Source organism: Nonomuraea sp. NPDC050540, from assembly GCF_044457485.1.
GTDB lineage: Bacteria > Actinomycetota > Actinomycetes > Streptosporangiales > Streptosporangiaceae > Nonomuraea.
Map to the genome: position 1 here is coordinate 169,513 of NZ_JBITHA010000006.1, position 17,228 is coordinate 186,740.

The window sequence follows — 17,228 nt, forward strand, 5'->3', positions numbered from 1 at the left end:
GGGAACCGAGGTCCTTCCCGGTCAGGTAGTGAGCGTCCGTGGCCGGACGCAGCTATGCGTTCACCGCGGCCAGCAGGGTGCGGACGTCTTCGGCCTCCGGCAGCGAGAGGCGGTCGAAGATCTCCAGCGCTTCGGCGTGGCAGACGTGACCGCGTTCCCGCTGGCCGGTGGCGGTGAGGGCCTGGCCGAGGATCATCAGGGCCTTGCCCTGCCAGTGCTCGTCGTCGGCTTCCCGCAGCGCGGCCAGGCCCTGCTCGGCGAGTTCGAGGGCGCGGGCGTGATCGCCCAGGGTGAGGTGGATGCCGGCCATCCGGGTGGCGGCCGTGCCGATCCAGTCGAGCTCGCCGATCTCGCGGAAGCCCGTGACCGCGCTCTCGTACATGCGCAGCGCCTCCTCCAGCGAACCCACGGCCTGCAGCGTGAACGCGAGCTGGTAGGGCGCCCACGGGTGCCGCGGGGTGCCGCCGCCAAGCTCGGCGTGGACGCGGTAGGCCGATCTGGCCGCCTCCACGGCCTGGCCGGGCTCGTCGGCGGCGGCGAGTGAGCGGGCCAGCAAGCCGAGCCAGAGAGCTTGGGCGCCCCTGTCGCCGCGGCCGGCGAAGATCTCCACGCCTCGCCTGATGAGCTCGACCGAGCCCTGGTAGTCGCCGTCGTCGTAGGCCTGGACGCCGAGGGAGGCGGTGGCGACGGCCGTCACGTAGGGGTCGCCCTGGGCCAGATCGATGGCCGCCAGGGCGTCGGACCGGCGTGCCTCCCGGTCGGCCGAGGACAGCGTCGAGCGGAGGTAGCGGGCCAGGCCCTCGGCCCGCGGCTCGCCGCCGGCCCGCGCGACCAGGAGGTCGAGGGTGTGCTGGTAGGCCACCGACTCCGGGGCGACGTCCGTGAGCATGTCCACGATCCAGGCCAGCCGGTAGCGGTCGGCGTGCTCGCGCGTGGCGGCCTGCCGTACGACAGAGAGCAGGGCGTCGGTCTCGGCGGGATCGAAGGCGTCCCGGCACTCGCCGGTGGGCAGCAGCTCGGCGCGCAGGTCGCCGGGAAACAGCGAGCGGAAGCGGCCGGCGACAGCGGCGGCGGAGTACTCGAGCAGCCGGTCGAGCGCCGCGCCGGCGCCGGAATCCGCCCGGCTCCTGGCGAACACGCGCAGCAGATCGTGGAAGCGGTAGCGGCCGGGCGAGAGCGACTCGAGCATGCTGACGTCGACCAGCGCCTCGCACACCGCCTCCGCCTCCTGCTCGGGCAGATCCAGCAGCGCGGCCGCGGCACGCAGCGAAACATCCGCCATATCCGGTACGGCCAGCAGCCGGAAGGCCCGAGCGTGCGCCTCGTCGAGCTGCTCATACCCCAGCGCGAACGTGGCCTCGATCGCCAGATCGCCGGCGCGCAGCTCCGACAGCCTGCGCCGCTCGTCGGAGAGCCGGTCGCGCATGCCGGCCACACTCCAGCCGGGCCGGGCGGCCAGCCGGGCGGCCGCGATCCTGATCGCCAGCGGCAAGAACCCGCAGGCCGCGACCAGATCCATCGCCGCGCCCCGCTCGGCCGCCACCCGCGACTCACCCACGATCCCGGACAACAGCCGCAACGCGGCCACCGGCCCGAGCACCTCCAGGTCCAGCTGGCGTGCGCCGGTCAGCCCGATCAGCCGGGCCCTGCTGGTCACCAGCACCCCGCAGGTGGCCGAGCCGGGCAGCAACGGCCGCACCTGAGCCACCCCGGCCGCGTTGTCGAGCACCACCAGCATCCGCCGGTCGGCCACCATCGAGCGATACAACGCCGCCCGCTCGGCCGGCTCCTCCGGCGCCTCCTCCACACCCAGCGCGCGCAGAAACGCGCCGAGCACCAGTTCGGCCTCCAGCGGCTGGACGCCCGAGCCGCGCAGATCGACGAACAACTGCCCGTCCGGGTAGTCCCCGGCCAGCCGGTGCGCCACGTGCACGGCCAGCGTGGTCTTGCCCACCCCGCCCGCACCCGCCACCGCGCAGACCACCAGCGCCGACGCCTCCCCTGGACGCAACGCCTGCGCCATCGCCTCCACCTCGCTCCGGCGGCCGGTGAAGTCGGCCACGTCAGCGGGCAGCTGACGCGGCACCCGCCGGGCCGGCGGCCCTGCGGCGGCTCCCGGCCGGGCGGGTGCGCGGCCGAGCGCCGGGTCGGCGCTGATGATCCGCTGGTAGAGCTCGGCCAGCTCGGGCGAGGGATCCACGCCGAGCTCATCGGCCAGCAGCCTGCGGGTGTCGGTGTAGACGCCGATGGCCTCGGCCTGCCGCCCACCGCGATAGAGGCCCAGCATGAGCAGGCCGCGCAGGCGTTCCCTGGTCGGGTACTCGGCGCACAGGGTGCTCAGCTCGACGACCACCTCGGCGTGCTTGCCTTCGTCGAGGTCCTGGCCGAGGCGGTGTTCGAGGGCGGCCAGCCGCTGCTCGGCCAGGCGGGCGCGCTGGGCCTCGGCGTAGTCGCCGCCGAGCCCGGCCAGCGGCTCGCCGCGCCACAGGGCCAGCGCCTCGGCGTAGCGGCCTTCGCCGTACAGCATCCGCAACTCGGCGGCATCACACGCGCCCGCCCGCAGCGCGTACCCATCGCCAACCGACACCAACGCATCGGCCCCCAGCACCGCACGCAACCGCGACACATACGTGCGCAACACCTGAAGCGCGGTACGCGGCCGCCCTTGACCCCACAGCGCATCCATGAGCTGGTCACCGCCGACCGCCCTGCCGTCGGCGAGCAGGAGCACGGCCAGCACCAGGCGCTGCTGCGGCGAGCCAAGCTCCAACTCCCGGCCGTCACGCCACGCCTGCACCGGGCCGAGCACCGAAAACCTGAGCTCATCCCCCATGCCCGCCCACCCCCGTCATCCTTCACCGCAAGGACGATCACCCTACCGTCCACCCCGAGCGCGGCCTTCCCCACAATCTCCCAGCCCCGCCTACACGCCAGTGCGCGGCTCGGGCACGTCACCCCGGGAGGCCGGCAGCTCGCTCGTCGGTGTGCGGGTGTAGAAAACCGCCGGGCAGCGCATGCCAGGAGCGGGAAGCGCCTGCTCGATGAGGTAGCGGTCGAACGCGTCGCGAGTGCACGCACGCCGGTTGTGGATGCTGTGCCCCCAGCCCTCGTAGGTCAGCAGCCGCGCCTCACCGCCGATCTGGCCGGCCGCGTTCACCGCCCAGGCAGCGTGTCGACGTGGTCGAACAGCGGTCCGGTCCTGGCCCGGCAGTCGGCGCGGAGCCGGTCGTTGTGGTCGTGCCATCGATCGAAGTCGGCCTGGCTCTTCAGGAAGGGGTCGGCTGGTTCCTGCCGCATGAGTTCGGCGGAGCAGACCACGGGATTGCTGCGCGCCACACCGCGGGGGTCGAACCCGACGATGTCGAACCTTCGGGTGATCTCCTCGCTGAAGTAGCCCTGGCGTCTCAGGATGAAGTCGACCCCGGATTCGCCGGGACCACCCGGGTTGACGATCAGGGAGCCCGTTCTGGCCGTGGGATCGGTGGCCTTCCGTCTGGCCACGGCCAGATCGACGGTGGGGCCGCCGGGCTTCGCCCCATCGACGGGGACGGTCAAGGTGCCGCATTCCGCGCTCGTGTCCGCGGCGCACGGCGTCCAGGCGATGGCCCGGACGGCCGGCGTACCGGCGCCCACAGGAACAGCCGCCGCCGCGTTCCCGAGGAGGACCAGGACCGTGACCATCGTCAGAAGAACGGGCAGGGTACGAACGGATCTTGTCATGCTTCTCCGGTCATCAAGTCGAAAGGCAGGCGAAGCGCCTGTTCCTCATCGTCGGATCAGGACGTCGCCAGTGAGACGAGGATGGCCGGCGAGCCCGCCGTCGTCAGGAGAAAGCGGGTCATGACCAGGGGCCGGAACCAGCCGGGGAAGGCTTCCTCGGCTGCTCTCATCAGTACCTAACCTCTGTGATCAGTACATCTAGAAGGTAACCGGTAGTTCGCGTACGCCGTAGACGTTGGAGTTGGTGCGCATCGGCACCTCTTCTGGCGTGACGGCCAGCCGTAGGCCGGGGAAGCGGGTGAGCAGCGCGGGAAGGGCGACGCGTAGCTCGACGCGGGCCAGTTGCTGGCCGAGGCACTGGTGGATGCCGTGGGCGAAGGCGAGGTGCCCGGTGGCCTGACGGTTCAGGTCGAGGGTGTCGGGGTCGGGGAACCTGGCCGGGTCGCGGTTGGCGGCGTTGGCCGCCAGGACCACCGTTTCGCCTTCCCTGATCAGATGGCCGTTCAGTTCGACATCTCGCAAGGCGGCGCGGATGCCGGTGTGGGCGATGGTCAGGTAGCGCAGCAGTTCCTCCACCGCCTTGTCGGCGAGGCCCGGGTCCTCGCGCAGTGCGGTGAGCTGGCCGGGGTGCTGGAGCAGGGCGAAGGTGCCGAGGGCGATCATGTTGGCGGTGGTGTCCAGGCCGGCTCCCAGCAGGAGGGTGCCGACACCGGCGAGTTCCTCGTCGGACAGGTCGGTGCCGGTCAGGTCACTGAGCACGTCGTCGGTCGGGTCGGCCCGTTTGGCCAGGACGAGATCGCCGATGTACTCGCCGAGCGCGGCGAAGGCGGTGAACTGGTCCTGCGGCGAGGAGGCGGCGATGCTGTCGGCCGCCTGGCGGCGGAAGGTGTCGCGGTCCGCGTACGGCACGCCGAGCACCTCGCAGATCATGATCGCGGGGATCGGCTGCGCGTAGGCCTTGAGCAGGTCGAGCGGCGGGCCCTGCCGTTGCATGGCGTCCAGGTGCTCGGCGGTGACCTCCTCGACGCGTCCGGTGAGCTGCCGCATCCGGCGGACGGTGAACTGGCCGGTCAGCAGCTTGCGGTAGCGGGTGTGCTCGGGGGCGTCCAGTCCGGACAGGTCTCCGATCGGCGCCGGGGGCATCGGGCCCGATCCGGCGGGGACGAGGGGGTGGTGCAGCAGTTCGTAGCGTGAGGTGAAGCGGGGGTCGGCGAGCACCTCGCGGACCAGGGAGTGGCTGGTCACCAGCCAGCCCTGGTGACCGTCGGCGAACGCCAGCCGGGCGATCGGCTGCCGCTCGCGCAGGCTCGCCAGTTCCTCGGGGGGATCGAAGGGGCATCGCGCGGGGCGCTCGTGGGGGAAGGCTACAGATTCGGACATTTCATACTCCCTGATTCCAAAGGTGGGGGCGTGCAGGGGTGCGGAGCTCGCGCGGGCTGTTCCGGCCGGGCAGTCCGGCCGTGGCGGTGGTGGGCGACGACGGACCGGTCGTGGGGCAGGGTTCATTCGGTGATCTTGATGGCCATGGCCGGGCAGACCTGGGCCGCCTGGCGGGTCGCCTCCTGGAACTGGGGTGCGGGTTGCGGTCGCAGGAGTACGACGAGGCCGTCGTCGTCGCGCTGGTCGAAGACGTCGGGTGCGAGCAGGGCGCACTGGCCGGCGCCGACGCAGGCGGGAGTGTCCACGTCGATGTGCATGACTGGGTTCCCTCGGCTTCAGTGATGGGTGCCGGCGACGATGTCCGGCACGGCCCGCAGGCCCTCGCGGTCGCGGAGGGCCGAACTCCAGATCGAGGCCGCCCTGCGCCGCTCGTCGTCGTCGAAGACGGTGATGAGGATCGACAGCGTGCCGGGCATGACGAGCGCGCCGCAGCAGTCCGGCGAAGACCAGGATGTAGGACGCGGTGATCCACTGGAGGTCCTGAGCGGTGGCGCCCAGGTCGTGGGTGAGGGTCGGGATCGCCACGGTGAGTACGCCGTTGTCGACGACCAGGACCAGGGCGCACAGGCACAGGACGGCCAGGATCAGCCAGCGCCGGGGATGGCGTTCCATCCGCGACACCTCCTTCTTGAACGTTGTTTGACAGTTTTAACGCCGTTAGAAACAGTCAACACCGTACATGAAGTCTTACGTTGTTCAACAGAGCGGCTATGCTGGGCCGTGAAGAAGGAGGTCGCATGTCAGGCGATGAGCAGGCGCTCGGCTCGGTGTGGACCCGCCCGGCCCGCACGAAGCGGGCACGGCCCGAGCTGAGCCGCGAGCAGATCGTGTCCGAGGCGATCCGGCTGCTCGACGAAGAGGGCATCGACGCGCTGACGATGCGGCGGCTCGGCAGCCGGCTCGGCGCCGTCGCCCCGGCGCTCTACTACCACGTGAGCAGCAAGGACGAACTTCTCGAACTCATCGTGGACCAGATCTACGGCGAGATCGAGGTGGCCGGGGAATCGGCCGGCTGGCGGGGCGGCGCCGTTCGCACCGCGCGCAGCCTGCGCTCGGTGATCCTGCGCCATCCCTGGTTCGCCTCGGTGATCGGCGAGGCCGGTCTGGTCTTCCTCGGGCCCAACATGATGCGCGCCTCGGAGGACATTCTCGCCCTGTTCGAACGCGGCGGCTTCACCCTGGAGCAGGCCGACCACGCGCTGAACACGCTGATCGCCTACGTCCTCGGGTCGGCGATCAGCGAAGCCGCGTTCCTGACCACGCTGGCCCGCAGCGGACGCTCCGAGCGCGACCTGGTCGAGCAGGTATGGCCGGCGGCCGAGAAGGCGGCGCAGCCGTTCCCGCGCCTGAGCAGGCTGTACGCCCTCCACCACGGAAGGAACCTCCACAGCACCGGCGACGCGGACTTCGACCGCCGACTCGACCTGTTCCTGGACGGCCTGCAGACCTGGCTCACCCCCGCGAACGGCCACGACGGTCCTTGACCCGCTGCGGGCCCGAGGCACGTCTCCGACCCCGGTTGTGATCTTCGGTGCTCACCGGCTTCGTGACGCGGGCGATCGGTGGGACACGTCACATCGTCGATCTGTCACACCGATCATGCGGCCGGCGTCTCTTGGTCGTCAGGGCGCCGACGCGCCTCCTCCGGTTCAGGGAGTCGAGCATGACCGAACAGGCACACCAGAAGATCGCGCTGGTCACCGGTGCGAACAAGGGGATCGGGCGGGCGGCCGCCGAGCGGCTGGCCGTACTGGGAATGACGGTTCTGATCGGCGCCAGGGACCGGCGGCGCGGTGAGGAGACCGCGGCGGCGCTGCGCGCGGCGGGTGGCGACGCGCGCGCGATCGTCCTGGACGTCACCGACCAGGTCACCGTCCAGGCCGCCGCCCAGCGGATCGAGGCGGAGTTCGGCCACCTCGACGTGCTGATCAACAATGCCGGCATCACCGGCTCCGGGCGGACCTCACCCATGGACGCCACCGACCAGATCCCCAGCACCGTCGATCTGCACATGGTGCGAGCGGTGTTCGAGACCAACGTCTTCGGGGTGATCGCGGTGACCAACGCCATGTTGCCGCTGCTGCGACGTTCACCCGGGCCGCGCATCGTCAACGTCAGCAGTCACGCCGCGTCGCTGACCCTCACCAGCGACCCGGACGGGCCCTTCGCCGCGCTACTGCCCTCAGCCGCGTACACGCCGTCGAAGTCCGCGCTCAGCGCGCTGACCGTCCAATACGCCAACGAACTGCGCAAAGACGACATCCTCGTCAACGCCGTCGCCCCCGGATACGTCGACACCGACAGCAACAACCACACCGGGCACCTGACCCCCGCCCAGGGCGCGGCGGTCCTGGTCCGCCTGGCCACCCTCGCCGCCGACGGGCCGACCGGCGGGTTCTTCAGCGAGGAGGGCCCGGTGCCCTGGTGACAGAAGTCCGGTACCGCATGCGGGACCGGCTGACCAGGCCGGGGAGCCGGCTCAGCTCATCGCAACACGCGGGCCGGAGGGACCGCCGTCAGGCGTCGGGGATCCAGTTGCCGTGGAAGCCCAGAGGAACGCGGACGGGCAGGTGGACGCGGGCCACCGGCGGGCCGGTGAAGTCCTGGGCGGACAGGATCACCAGGTCGGAGGCGCCGCGGTCGGGGTCTGCGACATAGGCCATCAGGTAGCCGTCGTCCTCCTCGCCGCCGCCGGACGGGTTGGCCGCGAACGCCGCCTCCCCGACCGCCGCGTCGCGCGCGAACCCGTGGACCTCGGTCGTGCCGCTTACGAGATCGTGCTTGACCAGCGCGTTGGTGAACGCCTCGTCGGGGTGCGGCCCGTCGGGCGTGAACGGCGTGCCGTACAGAGGACTCACCGCGGAGTAGCCGAAGCGGTGAGGGAGAGAGGCGAACGCGTCGTTGACCCGCGGGAAGTCCTGCGGCCGGTCGTCTATGCGGCGCTGGTCGACCGTGCCGGCCGCCAGGTCGATGGTCCAGCGGTCGAGCGTCGGCTCGATCCCGCCCGGGTCGGTGACGTCCATCGGGCCCGCGGATCTGATCAGGTCGACGGTGATCGTGGAGCCGTCGTCGTAGGCGTTGAGCGTGTGGCTGACGAAGAACGGGTCGACGGGCAGCCAGCGCACCTCCCCGCCCGTCCGGGGGAGGACCCCCACGCGTGCCTGGTGCGCCGGGTTCCACCGGAAGGGAACCGCCTCCATGCTGAAGACCAGCGGGATGTCGAAGACGATGACGTAGTTCTGCGACAGCGCGAAATCGTGCAGGAACGGGGTCTCCTCGCCGGCCAGCGGGATGTCGGTCACGCGCGTCACCGTGCCCGCGGGGTCGGTGACGATGTGCTGCGCGAACGGCTGCCCCATCAGGTACGCCAGGGAGTGCAGGTCACCGGTGCGCGGATCCACCTTGGAATGCGCGTTGGCGCTGAAGCCCTCCGGGGTGGCGCCCATCGGGCAGGGACCGACCGTATCCAGTTCGTAGCCCAGTTCGTGGGTGAGCCCGCCGGCCTCGACGAGGGCGAGCGTGCGCCCAGCATGACCGATCACGTGCACATTGGGGGACGGCAGGATGAACCCGGGAGGCTCCTCGCCGTCTCGCAGCTTGTCCAGCGCGTCGGCGACCTCCGTCGAGCGGACCCAGCGGTTGCGATACCACTCGGCGCGGCCGTCCCGGATCCGAACGCCGTGCACCATGCCGGCGCCAAGAGCCCAGAAGTGGGCGGTGGGATCCTCCACGCCGAGCGGATTGGGCCCTATTCGCAGATAACGGCCCTCAAGATCGGCGGGAAGGCTGCCGGTCACCGGCAGGTCGAGGGCGGTCACCTCCTCCTTCACCGGGGCGAAGGGACCCTCCAGGTAGCGGTTGCTCATTCTCACTCCTCTTGTACGGTGTACGAGCAGGACGGTACGCCGTACAAGGCATCGAGCAACCGCTGGAGCCGCGTGTGCTAGCCCAGCCTGACGCGTGCATACCACACGACTTGGCTGCCGTTGCCCGCATGCTGTGTACTAGCACAATGGGTCCAGGTGAGCCGCCGTACCGGCAGATCGTCACGGAGATCAAGCGGCGCGTCGCGGAGGGCGAACTCCGCGCCGGCGACCGCGTCCCGTCGACCCGGCAGGTCGCCGTGCAGTGGGGCGTGGCCACGGCGACCGCCGCCAAGGCGCTGAGCACGCTGCGCCAGGAGGGCGTGGTGGTGGCCGTCCCGCGCGTCGGCACCGTGGTCGCGGAAAAGCCCCGGATCCGGCCCGTACGGCAGGCCGCCCCGAGGGTGGATCGCGAACGTCTCGTCGGCATGGCTATCGCCATCGCGGACGCCCAGGGATTCGCCGCGGTGTCCATGCGCGGCCTCGCCACAGCGCTCGACATCCCCACCCTGTCGCTCTATCGCCACGTACGCGGCGAGGAGGACCTGGCCGCGCTGATGTCCGACAGCGCGTTCGGCGAAATGGAGTTCCCCGCGACCTCGCCCGCGGGCTGGCGGGCCAGGCTCGAAATGGCGGCCCGCCTTCAGTGGAACCTCTACCAGCGGCACCCGTGGCTGCCCCGGCTCGTCTCGCTCACCCACCCCCAGCCCATGCCGAACATGTTGCGACACGCGGACTGGGTCCTGCACGCGTTGCGCGAACTCGGGCTCGACACGGAGACCGGCCAGATGGCGTGGTGGACGGTGGTCAACTACGTCAGGGGAACGGCGACGAACCTGGAGCCGCAGGCGGAGTCGGAACGCCACACCGGCCTGACCTCCGAGCAGTGGTGCGCCTCCCACATGCCGCTCTTCCACGCCGGCCTGCCCTCGGGCTCCCTCCCGGAGCAGCTGCCACACCCCGACTTCGACCTGACCGCCTACTTCGAGTTCGGCCTGCAGCGCGTGCTGGACGGCATCGCCGTCCTCGTCGGCCGCCGGCACCGCCACTGACCAGACACAGAGCAGATGCCAAGATCACAACCAGTACGGTGGCGCGAGGGTGAAGCTCTACAACGCTTCACAAGCGGAGATCGCGTCCTACGGAAAGGGCAGGCACGGCATCCCCAACGAAATTCTGTACGCGACGGAGTGGATCAGAATCTGCTGAACCAGCCTCCTGGGAACGACCGCCCTACGCCCCCACCTGTCACCAAGCGGGGGCGTAGGCCATTCGACGGTCTTCTGCGCCCAAACCGGCACCGCGCGATTCTTGCTGCCGTACGCACCTGGCGCTCAGCAGGCTCCGGGGTCGATCCGGTTCATGCGGCGGCCGAACTTGGACTTGGTGCTGTAGAAGCGGGAGTAGTCGCCCTTGGCGGCCCGGTGCGCCTCGCGGACGCGGCCGTCACCGTAGGTGTCGACGAAGCAGGCGTCGGCCTCGGCGATGAACGACCTCACGTTGTCGGCCAGGCAGGACTCCAGGTAGCGGACGCCGTCGGCGGGCTTCCACTGCAACGTACACGTGTTGACCTTGAAGTCCGTCTCGTTGTAGAGGCAGACGTGGCCGTCCGGGCATATCGGCGCCGCCGCGGCCGGTGAGGCGGCGAAGGGCGAAGGGATCATGGACACCGCGGCCAGGCTCAGGGCGGCGGCGGTGACACGGGACGTGGCGAAGAGTGTCATGGGAAGGCCTTTCGCGAGGGCGGGTCGTGGGTCAGCAGGAGGGGTCGATGCGGTCCCAGTTGAGGCCGTATCCGCCGCCGTACTTGTAGGCGCGCGAGTAGTCGCCCTTGACGGCGCGGTGCGACTGCCGGATCTGGCCCCTCCAGCTGTCGACGAAGCAGGCGCCGACCTCGGCCCTGAACGAGCCGACCCAGTCGCGCAGGCAGACGGGCAGGGTCTGGACGCCGTCGGCGGGCTTCCAGATCCACTCGCAGCCCGATCTCACGTAGTCGTGCTCGCGCCAGAGGCAGACGTGTCCGTCGGGACAGTCGGCGGATGACACGGCCGGTGCGGCGGCGGCCGGCAGCGGGGCCGCGGTGATGATCGTCAGAGCGCAGGTGGCCGCTGTGGCGAGCCCTGCCCATCGGATGTGCATGGTGACGCTCCTGTGTACGGGCGAGCGGCCTGTTCAGCCGCCGGTTCATCGCTTACACAGTCAGGACAGCGCGGTCGCCGGGGTGTCCAACAGGGCTTCGGACGGGCTCGGACAACCTCGGACGGTGCGTGCCGCGCCCGGCTCGGCTACGGTCGCCGTGCGCGCCCGGAGCCCGGCCCCGTCCAACAGGCTTACCACCAGTGACAGCCCGAGGGCCTGCGGTTACGTGGCGGTGGACAGCCAGGTGGTGATGTCGGTGTTCAGGCGGTCTTTGAGGGCGGCCGGGGCGAAGGAGGCGTTCACCGCGTTTCTGGCGAGGCCGGCCAGGACGGCGTCGCCGTATCCGAAGACGTCGCGCAGGCGCTCGTACTCGGCGGCCAGGTCCGTCTCCCCGTCGGTGTTGATCGTCACCGTCAGGCCGGCGTCGAGGAGGCGGGGCAGGGGGTGTTCAGGGAGGGAGGGGACGAGTTTGAGCAGGACGTTCGAGCTCGGGCAGACCTCCAGCGCGATGCCGGCCGCGGCCACCCGCGCGGTGAGGGCCGGGTCGTCGAGGATGCGGATGCCGTGGCCGAGGCGGGCGGTGCGGCCGGGGCCCAGTGCGGCGCGGATGCTGTCCGGGCCCGCGGACTCGCCGGCGTGGTGGACCAGGCGGATGCCGGAGGCGTGGGCGGCGTCGATGACCTCGGTGAAGGGGGCCAGCGGGTACTCCTCGTCGCCGGCCAGGCCGATGGCGACGACCTCCGGATGGCTTTGGGCTAGTTTGAGGGTTTTCCAGAGGCGTTCGACGGGGCGGCGGCGGGAGTGGTCGAGGATCACCCGGCATTCGACGCCGTACTGGCGGCCCTCGGCCAGGCCCTCCAGGACGGACTCCAGCGGCATGTCCGGGCGGCCGAGCCGTTCGCCGTGGGCGGCCGCGGTGAAACTCACCTCCGCGTAACGAGTCCCCTGGGCCGCCTCGTCCTCGCAGAACTCCCTGGCTATGCGGCGGAAGTGCTCGGGTTCGACCAGGCGCTGCCTGACCTGCGCGCGGTGGTCGGCGAAGTCGCGGAAGGTGGCGAACGGGCCGCCGCGTCCGGCGGGGCCGCCGAGCTCCTCCGAGGTCTCGGGGCGGACGGTGCTCTCCAGGTGTACGTGCAGGTGCGCCTTGGGCAGCGCGCGCAGGTCTCTCACCGCACGGACCCTAACCGACCGCCCACCTGCGAAGCAGCCCATTTTCGCCCGGGAAGGAACTCACACGGGGGCGTCGAGCTAGCTGAGGTAGTCGCGCAGGGCCAGGGCGCGGGAGGGGTGGCGGAGTTTGGACATGGTCTTGGACTCGATCTGGCGGATGCGCTCGCGGGTCACCCCGTACACCTTGCCGATCTCGTCGAGGGTCATGGGCTTGCCGTCGGCCAGGCCGTACCGCATGGTGATGACGCCCGCCTCGCGCTCGGTCAGGTCGTCCAGCAGCGACCGGAGCTGCTGCTGCATGAGCGTGAACGAGACCGCGTCGGCCGGTGAGACCGCCTCGGTGTCCTCGATGAGGTCGCCGAACTCGCTGTCGCCCTCCTCGCCGAGCGGGAGGTGCAGGGAGATGGGCTCGCGGCTGTACGACTGGACCTCGACCACGCGCTCGGGCGTGATCTCGACCTCGGGGGCGAGTTCCTCCGGCGTGGGCTCGCGGCCGAGTTCGATCTGCATGCGCCGCTGGACCCGGGCGACCTTATTGATCAGTTCGACCATGTGCACCGGGATGCGGATGGTACGGGCCTGGTCGGCCATCGCGCGGGTGATGGCCTGCTTGATCCACCAGGTGGCGTAGGTGGAGAACTTGAAGCCCAGGCGGTAGTCGAACTTCTCGATGGTGCGGATGAGGCCGAGATTGCCTTCCTGGATGAGGTCGAGGAAGAGCATGCCGCGGCCGGTGTAGCGCTTGGCGATGGAGACGACCAGGCGCAGGTTGGCCTCCAGCATGCGCTCCTTGGCGCGCAGGCCGTCCTCGGCGACCCATTCCAGGTCGGCCCGCAGGTCGAGGGGGAGGCCGGTCTCGGTGTCGAGCCGTTCGCGGGCGAACAGACCGGCCTCGATGCGCTTGGCCAGCTCGATCTCCTGCTCGGCGGTGAGCAGGGGGACCCGGCCGATCTCCTTCAGGTACGCCTTGACCGAGTCGCCGGTGCCCGGGGCGCTGTCGTCCAGGACGGGAAGCTCTGCTACTTCGGACAAGACGCTCTCCTCGCTTCGGTGGGCCGGCTTCGTCGGTGACGCGGTGACTAGAGGCAAGAGGGACCCTTCTCCAAACTTAGGACGCGCCCAACTTTAGGTCGACACGATGATGATGTCAACCTAAAATAAGGACCGACCTAAAATTTTTAGATGGGGATGCTGAGGTGAGGCTGCCTCTTTCACGCTACCCAACGCCGGGGCGAACAAAGCTCCATCAGCTGAGGCTCTTGACATCATCGGCGGCTTCGGCGATGGGCGGCCCCTAGATCGGCATCGGGGTTCCGGGAGCCCGCCACTCGATCGCCCCGCCCTCATGTCCGGCGAAGGCCAGCAGTCGCGCGCCCTCCTCGGCCAGTTCGGCCCGAGCCGCCTGCGGCAGCGGTGAGAAGGGCACCAGGACCAGGGCGCTGTCCTTGAAGTCCCACATGCCGCCGACGGTTCCGTCGACGAGGAAGGTGGGGTAGATGGTCGAGCCGACGCAGATCACCTTGCGCTGCTCGTCGGTCATCATGCGGCGCCGGTCGGCGAAGGCCACGATCAGATTGTCGAACCACGGCAGGAACCGCACCGGCGCCGGGGCGTCGGCCGAGACCAGCGCCGCCCCCGGCAGGTCATAGAGAACTTTGCCGGAAATATCGCGATACTTTGCCAGGTCCATCGCCTCCATCACCGGCTTCAACCGGGTCAGGCCCGACCAGGCCTGGACGTCCATCACGCCGGCCGGGCCGTACGCGGCCAGATACCGCGCCACCAGCCGCTCCACCGGCGGCGACGGCTCCAGCGCGCGGCCCAGCCACTCCTCCGCCAGTGTGAACGGCGTGGCCCCGCCCCGGTTCCAGGTCCCGTTGGGCGGCGTGTGGATGATCGGCAGCAACGACTGCGCCGACCAGCCCAGCCCGGACGGCTCCACCTCCGGCCAGCGCACGGCCAGCAGGTCGCGCAACTGCGGCCGGGTCAGCGTCCGCCCGGTCAGGTGTTCTCGGGCCAGCTTGACCAGCTCCTCCAGATCCACCTCCCGCATGGACTTGCCGAAGGAGGCCTGCCGCGCCCGGCTCATCGGCACCTGCATCAGGGGCCGCAGCCAGAGGTAGTCGTCGGAGACGGCCAGGTGCTGGGTGGCCCGCAGCATGGTGCCGCGCACGACCTGCTTGCCGTACAGCAGGGAGGTCAGGTCGTCCTGGGTGAAGGAGGCCAGGCGCGACCACAGTCCGACGTACGGCGCGTTGGCCTCCTGGCCCTGCACGGCGACCAGGCGTTCGACGGCGGTCCGCGCGTCCAGGCCGGCGCGCTCCAGCAGCAGCTGCCGGTGCAACGTGGTGCGGTTGAGTACCCTCTGGCTCAGCTCCATGGACTCAACCTAGAACTCCATGCGGAAAGGTTCATTCCGCGTTGAGCAGCTCGTCGAGGGCTTCGCGCAGATATCCGGTCAGCTCCCACGGGTCCGGAACCATCTGCCGGTCGGTGATGACGCCGATGTCCAGCGAGCCGTCGTAGGAGAAGGCGGTGATGTTGATCCCGCCACTCACGTCGGTGATCACCGAGACCGGGTAGTGGGTCAGCAGCCGCGCCCCGCACACGTACAGGGGGAACTGCGGGCCCGGCACGTTCGAGATCGCCACGTTGATCGGCGGCGCCGTCTGCCCCACCAGCCCGAACGCCGAACGCGAGGCCAGCCCCATGAGCGCGGCGGGCATCGACTCGCTGAACTCCCGCAGCCAGCGCGCGGGCGCGAGCGAGAACCTGTCCTTGATCCGCCCCATCGAGTCACGCACGTGCCGCAGCCGTTCCAGAGGATCCTCCACGTGTACGGCCAGCGGCGCCGTCATGATCGCCACCTGGTTACCAGGCCCCTCCTCCCCCGCCGAACGCAGCGAGAACGGCACCCCGGCGGCCAGCGGCATCCTCGGCACCCCGCCGTGGGCGGCCAGCCAGCGCCGCAGGGCGCCCGCGCACACCGCCATGACCACGTCGTTGACGGTGACGCCGTTCGCCTTGCGCACCAGCTTGATCTCATCCAGCGGCAGGGAGACGAAGGCGAAGCGCCGGTGGGCGGAGACCGGCCCGCTGAACGGCGTGCGGGGCGCGGGCAGCGAGGGCAGGTCGGGCAGCTTCCCCGATCCGGCCAGGCGGCGCGCCAGCCCCGAGACCAGCCGGCTGCCGGGAATCCATGACACCACCGGGATCTCGTCCAGGTGCGGCAGCGCCCGCGCGGCGAAGCGCACCGCCTGGGCCGGGTTGGCGCTCATCCTGATCAGGGCCCGTCCGACCATCTCCAGCCCGTCGGGCGCGGGTTCGTCCCGATCGGGGGCGGTCTGGGGCGGCGGCGCGGGCACCGGGGTGAGGTCGAGCAAGGCGGCCAGCACGTCGGCGCCGCCCACGCCGTCCACGGCCGCGTGGTGGATCTTGGTGTAGAGGCCCATGCGGCCGCCCGGCAGGCCGTGGATCAGGTAGATCTCCCACAACGGGTGACCGCGGTCCAGGCGGCGTGGGTGCAGCCGGGAGACCTGGTCGGCGAGCTGGCGTTCGTCGCCCGGCGGCGGCAGGCCGATCTCGCGCACGTGGTAGTCGAGGTCGAGGTCGTCCTCCTGCACCCAGTACGGATGGTCCAGCCCGAACGGCACCGGCGCGAGCTTGCGGCGCAGCGCCGCCACGTACGGCAGCCGCTGCTCCAGCAGGGCCTGCAGATCCGAGCGGTTGAGGTCGCCCTCGAGGATGGCCAGCCCGGCGATGTTGGGCACGTTGGTGGCGGTCTCGAAATGCAGGAACTGGGCGTCCAGGGCGGTCAGCTGTGGCACAGGTCACACCTCCGCCCCGAACCAATCAGACTTGCTCCACGACTTCAAGTGCGGGGGCGTCGGGTTCGGCGAAGGCCAGCAGCCGCAGGGCCTCCTCCTCCAGCCTCGCGCGCGGGACCGGCGTGAACGGCGAGAGCAGCAGCGTCGCCTTGCGGGCCGTGCGCTTGATCTGCCAGGTTCCGGCCACGAAGCCGTCGGACAGGTAGACCGCGCGCACCCGCAGGTTCTTGGTGGTGACGGGGAAGGCCGGGTCGACGATCCTGCCGCGGTCGGCGTGGCCGAGGAGCAGGGTGTCGAAGTCGGGCAGGAAACGCACCGGCGCCTCGGCCCCGCCGCCGGGCAGCGGGGCGCCGGGCAGGTCGAACAGCTCTCTGCCGCGTTCGTCGCGCAGGCGGTCGAGCGGCATGCCGTTCAGGATGGGTTTGAGGCCGCCGAGGCCCGACCAGGCCTGTACGTCGGCGACGGTGGCGGGGCCGAAGGCGGCCAGATGCCGGGTGACGAGGTCCTCCTTGGCGGCCGGCGTGAGCGTGAGGCCGGGCAGGCCGAACGCGGCGTCGCGCGGGAAGCTCCACGGGTCGCCGGTCGGGGCCATGGTGAGCGGCATGAGCATGCGCACCGCGTAGCCGAGCGCCCGGTCGTTGACGTCGGGGAAGAGCGTCTGGAGGCGGGGCCGGATCTCGTTGAAGGTCAGCGGCCCGTCCTCGGCCAGCATCTTCCCCGCCGCCTCGATCACGCCGTCGAAGGCGACGCCGGGGAAGCGGCTGGACAGCGCGCCGGAGAGCACCTCGTCCAGCAGCGGGCGGAAGGCGGCGAAGTCGGCCGCGGTCACCAGGTGGAGCGTGCCACGCCACAGGGTGGCGCGCACCAGCGTGCGCGCGTGCAGCGCCGCGTGCAGGTCCGCGCGTTCGAAGCGGGCGAGCCTGGCCCACGCTCCCAGGTACGGCGGCCGCGGCTCCTGGGCCTGCAGCCCGCCCACGCGCCCGACCACCTCGCCCACCGGCCCGTCGAACGGCGTGAGCAGGTGCTGTCGTGCCAGCGTGGCCCGGTTGAGATCCCTCAGCGTGAGCAT

16 protein-coding genes and 1 pseudogene are annotated in these 17,228 nt (G+C 70.7%); 3 read left to right on the forward strand and 14 right to left on the reverse strand.

Features of this window, described 5'->3' with window-relative positions; translation table 11 throughout:
• Positions 1–52: 52 nt before the first annotated feature.
• The 6 genes from ACIBI5_RS21920 to ACIBI5_RS21945 all read right to left on the reverse strand — a co-directional run bounded on the left by ACIBI5_RS21920 (position 53) and on the right by ACIBI5_RS21945 (position 5,576).
• On the reverse strand, positions 53–2,833 hold the full coding sequence (locus ACIBI5_RS21920; protein WP_397249460.1) for a BTAD domain-containing putative transcriptional regulator: 2,781 nt from the start codon (positions 2,831–2,833) through the stop codon (positions 53–55).
• Between the two features lie 90 nt (positions 2,834–2,923).
• Positions 2,924–3,157, reverse strand: a complete 234-nt coding sequence (locus tag ACIBI5_RS21925) for an alpha/beta hydrolase (RefSeq protein WP_397249462.1) — start codon at positions 3,155–3,157, stop codon at positions 2,924–2,926.
• The gene (locus ACIBI5_RS21930; RefSeq protein WP_397249464.1) at positions 3,154–3,720 is read right to left on the reverse strand and encodes a hypothetical protein; all 567 of its coding nucleotides are present in this window, start codon (positions 3,718–3,720) and stop codon (positions 3,154–3,156) included. The genes ACIBI5_RS21925 and ACIBI5_RS21930 overlap by 4 nt, the downstream gene beginning before the upstream one ends.
• 198 nt (positions 3,721–3,918) lie before the next feature.
• The gene (locus tag ACIBI5_RS21935; protein WP_397249466.1) at positions 3,919–5,100 is read right to left on the reverse strand and encodes a cytochrome P450; all 1,182 of its coding nucleotides are present in this window, start codon (positions 5,098–5,100) and stop codon (positions 3,919–3,921) included.
• A gap of 122 nt (positions 5,101–5,222) precedes the next feature.
• Positions 5,223–5,417, reverse strand: coding sequence for a ferredoxin (locus tag ACIBI5_RS21940; protein ID WP_397249468.1), 195 nt, complete (start codon positions 5,415–5,417; stop codon positions 5,223–5,225).
• An 18-nt stretch (positions 5,418–5,435) separates the two neighbouring features.
• The gene (locus ACIBI5_RS21945; protein WP_397249470.1) at positions 5,436–5,576 is read right to left on the reverse strand and encodes a hypothetical protein; all 141 of its coding nucleotides are present in this window, start codon (positions 5,574–5,576) and stop codon (positions 5,436–5,438) included.
• A gap of 321 nt (positions 5,577–5,897) precedes the next feature.
• Here ACIBI5_RS21945 and ACIBI5_RS21950 point away from each other — a divergent pair, with 321 nt between their 5' ends.
• A complete protein-coding gene (locus ACIBI5_RS21950; RefSeq protein WP_397249472.1) occupies positions 5,898–6,644 on the forward strand; it encodes a TetR/AcrR family transcriptional regulator C-terminal domain-containing protein in 747 nt (248 codons plus the stop codon).
• A gap of 179 nt (positions 6,645–6,823) precedes the next feature.
• A complete protein-coding gene (locus tag ACIBI5_RS21955; protein WP_397249474.1) occupies positions 6,824–7,588 on the forward strand; it encodes an SDR family oxidoreductase in 765 nt (254 codons plus the stop codon).
• Positions 7,589–7,676: 88 nt separating this feature from the next.
• On the opposite strand, the gene ACIBI5_RS21960 is transcribed toward ACIBI5_RS21955, so the two are convergent.
• Positions 7,677–9,026 carry a carotenoid oxygenase family protein gene (locus tag ACIBI5_RS21960; protein ID WP_397249476.1) on the reverse strand — a complete coding sequence of 450 codons (1,350 nt, stop codon included), beginning with the start codon at positions 9,024–9,026 and terminating at the stop codon, positions 7,677–7,679.
• A gap of 146 nt (positions 9,027–9,172) precedes the next feature.
• Here ACIBI5_RS21960 and ACIBI5_RS21965 point away from each other — a divergent pair, with 146 nt between their 5' ends.
• A complete protein-coding gene (locus tag ACIBI5_RS21965; protein ID WP_397249478.1) occupies positions 9,173–10,075 on the forward strand; it encodes a TetR/AcrR family transcriptional regulator C-terminal domain-containing protein in 903 nt (300 codons plus the stop codon).
• Between the two features lie 282 nt (positions 10,076–10,357).
• On the opposite strand, the gene ACIBI5_RS21970 is transcribed toward ACIBI5_RS21965, so the two are convergent.
• The 7 genes and pseudogenes from ACIBI5_RS21970 to ACIBI5_RS22000 form a co-directional block, all read right to left on the reverse strand.
• Positions 10,358–10,747 carry a peptidase inhibitor family I36 protein gene (locus ACIBI5_RS21970; protein WP_397249480.1) on the reverse strand — a complete coding sequence of 130 codons (390 nt, stop codon included), beginning with the start codon at positions 10,745–10,747 and terminating at the stop codon, positions 10,358–10,360.
• A 31-nt stretch (positions 10,748–10,778) separates the two neighbouring features.
• Positions 10,779–11,162, reverse strand: a complete 384-nt coding sequence (locus ACIBI5_RS21975) for a hypothetical protein (protein ID WP_397249482.1) — start codon at positions 11,160–11,162, stop codon at positions 10,779–10,781.
• 222 nt (positions 11,163–11,384) lie between these two features.
• The gene (locus ACIBI5_RS21980) at positions 11,385–12,332 is read right to left on the reverse strand and encodes an adenosine deaminase (protein WP_397249484.1); all 948 of its coding nucleotides are present in this window, start codon (positions 12,330–12,332) and stop codon (positions 11,385–11,387) included.
• Positions 12,333–12,410: 78 nt separating this feature from the next.
• Positions 12,411–13,316, reverse strand: a pseudogene (locus tag ACIBI5_RS21985) (RNA polymerase sigma factor); the annotation flags it as partial.
• 310 nt (positions 13,317–13,626) lie between these two features.
• Positions 13,627–14,712, reverse strand: a complete 1,086-nt coding sequence (locus ACIBI5_RS21990; protein ID WP_397249486.1) for a winged helix DNA-binding domain-containing protein — start codon at positions 14,710–14,712, stop codon at positions 13,627–13,629.
• A gap of 31 nt (positions 14,713–14,743) precedes the next feature.
• The gene (locus tag ACIBI5_RS21995) at positions 14,744–16,159 is read right to left on the reverse strand and encodes a wax ester/triacylglycerol synthase family O-acyltransferase (protein ID WP_397249488.1); all 1,416 of its coding nucleotides are present in this window, start codon (positions 16,157–16,159) and stop codon (positions 14,744–14,746) included.
• Positions 16,160–16,184: 25 nt separating this feature from the next.
• Entirely contained in the window at positions 16,185–17,228 is a 1,044-nt protein-coding gene (locus ACIBI5_RS22000) for a winged helix DNA-binding domain-containing protein (RefSeq protein WP_397249490.1), read from the reverse strand.

What these genes read in the sequence shown, in the direction of transcription:
- ACIBI5_RS21965 (WP_397249478.1), top strand. Translation starts at nt 9,173, where the DNA reads ATGGGTCCAGGTGAGCCGCCGTACCGGCAGATCGTCACGGAGATCAAG.
- ACIBI5_RS21990 (WP_397249486.1), bottom strand. Translation starts at nt 14,712, where the DNA reads ATGGAGCTGAGCCAGAGGGTACTCAACCGCACCACGTTGCACCGGCAG.
- ACIBI5_RS21975 (WP_397249482.1), bottom strand. Translation starts at nt 11,162, where the DNA reads ATGCACATCCGATGGGCAGGGCTCGCCACAGCGGCCACCTGCGCTCTG.
- ACIBI5_RS21935 (WP_397249466.1), bottom strand. Translation starts at nt 5,100, where the DNA reads ATGTCCGAATCTGTAGCCTTCCCCCACGAGCGCCCCGCGCGATGCCCC.
- ACIBI5_RS21970 (WP_397249480.1), bottom strand. Translation starts at nt 10,747, where the DNA reads ATGACACTCTTCGCCACGTCCCGTGTCACCGCCGCCGCCCTGAGCCTG.
- ACIBI5_RS21920 (WP_397249460.1), bottom strand. Translation starts at nt 2,833, where the DNA reads ATGGGGGATGAGCTCAGGTTTTCGGTGCTCGGCCCGGTGCAGGCGTGG.
- ACIBI5_RS21940 (WP_397249468.1), bottom strand. Translation starts at nt 5,417, where the DNA reads ATGCACATCGACGTGGACACTCCCGCCTGCGTCGGCGCCGGCCAGTGC.
- ACIBI5_RS22000 (WP_397249490.1), bottom strand. Translation starts at nt 17,228, where the DNA reads ATGCTCACGCTGAGGGATCTCAACCGGGCCACGCTGGCACGACAGCAC.
- ACIBI5_RS21960 (WP_397249476.1), bottom strand. Translation starts at nt 9,026, where the DNA reads ATGAGCAACCGCTACCTGGAGGGTCCCTTCGCCCCGGTGAAGGAGGAG.
- ACIBI5_RS21955 (WP_397249474.1), top strand. Translation starts at nt 6,824, where the DNA reads ATGACCGAACAGGCACACCAGAAGATCGCGCTGGTCACCGGTGCGAAC.
- ACIBI5_RS21930 (WP_397249464.1), bottom strand. Translation starts at nt 3,720, where the DNA reads ATGACAAGATCCGTTCGTACCCTGCCCGTTCTTCTGACGATGGTCACG.
- ACIBI5_RS21950 (WP_397249472.1), top strand. Translation starts at nt 5,898, where the DNA reads ATGTCAGGCGATGAGCAGGCGCTCGGCTCGGTGTGGACCCGCCCGGCC.
- ACIBI5_RS21945 (WP_397249470.1), bottom strand. Translation starts at nt 5,576, where the DNA reads ATGCCCGGCACGCTGTCGATCCTCATCACCGTCTTCGACGACGACGAG.